Origin of the sequence: Acinetobacter sp. UBA6720 (assembly GCF_002454215.1) — a bacterium.
Classification (GTDB): Bacteria; Pseudomonadota; Gammaproteobacteria; order Pseudomonadales; family Moraxellaceae; genus Acinetobacter.
The window spans coordinates 13517-15176 of sequence record NZ_DKIK01000173.1; the positions used below are offsets into that span (position 1 = coordinate 13517).

The following is a 1660-nucleotide window of genomic DNA, read 5'->3' on the forward strand; positions in this document are numbered from 1 at the left end:
AATCGCATTACGTGCAGCAATCAGTTTTTCGTGACCTTGACCACTCGCATCTTTTAATTGGATGTCAAAACCAGCAGATACACCTAATTCAGGCATTGCAGGTAACTGTAATGGCATGATGTAAGAGGCATCTTTCACGATCATATTCAATGCCATACCACGTTGGATGATGGCACCAATTTGTGATTCAGGTGAAGTACGCTCACTCCAGTCCTTCAGCTTGATAAAGGCAAGACCTGCGTTTTGACCAACACCTGTGAATGAGAAACCAGAAACAGTAAAGATGGACTCTACATGTTCTTTTTCTTTATTCATGAAATAGTCTGTCATTGTGGTGATGACTTTATCGGTACGTTCAAGGCTTGCACTTGGTGGAAGCTGTACTAGTGTCATGACCACACCTTGGTCTTCGTCAGGCAAGAATGAGGATGGTAAAGCTTTATATAGGCCAACTAAGCCTGCAATCACCAGTAAATAAACCACACCAGAAAATACTTTATGATGGGTCATACGGTTGACACCACCTTGGTATTTTACGGATAGCTTTTCAAAGCTGTTGTTAAACCAACGGAAGAAACGCGCAAAAATATTATTACTTTCTGGTTTGTTTGCATCATGTTGTTTTAACAAGGTTGCACATAGGGCAGGGGTGAATGTTAATGCGACGATCAATGACAGAATCATTGCTGTCACAAGTGTAATCGAGAACTGACGGTAAATAACACCTGTAGTACCACCGAAGAAAGCCATTGGTACGAATACAGCTGTTAACACACTGGTAATACCGACTAAGGCACCAGAAATCTGTTGCATTGACTTTTCAGTGGCAACAACAGGGTCGAGATGCTCTTCTTGCATGACACGTTCGACGTTTTCCACCACAACAATCGCATCATCGACTAGAAGACCAATCGCTAAGACCATTGCAAACATAGTGAGTGTGTTGATGGAGAAACCGAAAATGTTAATGACAGCAAAAGTACCCAATACAACCACAGGAACAGCAAGTGTTGGGATAATCGTTGCACGCCAGTTCTGTAGGAACAAGAACATGACAATGAACACCAAAATTATGGCTTCAATTAAAGTGTGAACCACACTTTCAATCGAAAGCTTAATAAATGGAGTTGTGTCATAAGCCAGTTTATCTTTTAAACCATCTGGATAGTTCTTACGAAGTTCACTGAGGCGCTTTTCTACAGCTGCTGCTGTATCTAGTGCATTTGCACCAGTTGCCAGTTTAATCGCTACACCACCAGCAGGTTTGCCGTTGAATTTAGAGTCAAATTGATAGTTATCTGAACCAAGTTCAACACGTGCAACATCAGATAAGCGCACTTGAGCGCCAGATGCTGTATTTTTGAGGAAAATATTTCTAAATTGCTCAGGGGTCTGCAACATACTTTGCGCATTGACCGTAGCATTCAGAACTTGTCCCTGAATTGATGGAGCACCACCGAGTTGACCCACAGCAACTTGTGAGTTCTGCGCATTAATGGCAGTTGCAATATCACTTGGTGTAACTTGCAGACTGGTCATTTTCGCTGGATCAAGCCAAATACGCATCGCGTATGAACCACCAAAAACTTGTACTTCACCCACCCCAGCAACACGACTGAGCGGTTCGGAAATGTTGGAGTTTACATAGTCTTTAATGTCA

1 protein-coding gene is annotated in these 1660 nt (G+C 42.3%); it reads right to left on the reverse strand.

Annotated features, from left to right (window positions below):
- Window positions 1-1660, reverse strand: a 1660-nt coding sequence (locus tag B4F08_RS14565) for an efflux RND transporter permease subunit (RefSeq protein ID WP_291375001.1), incomplete at both ends; no start/stop codon positions are given.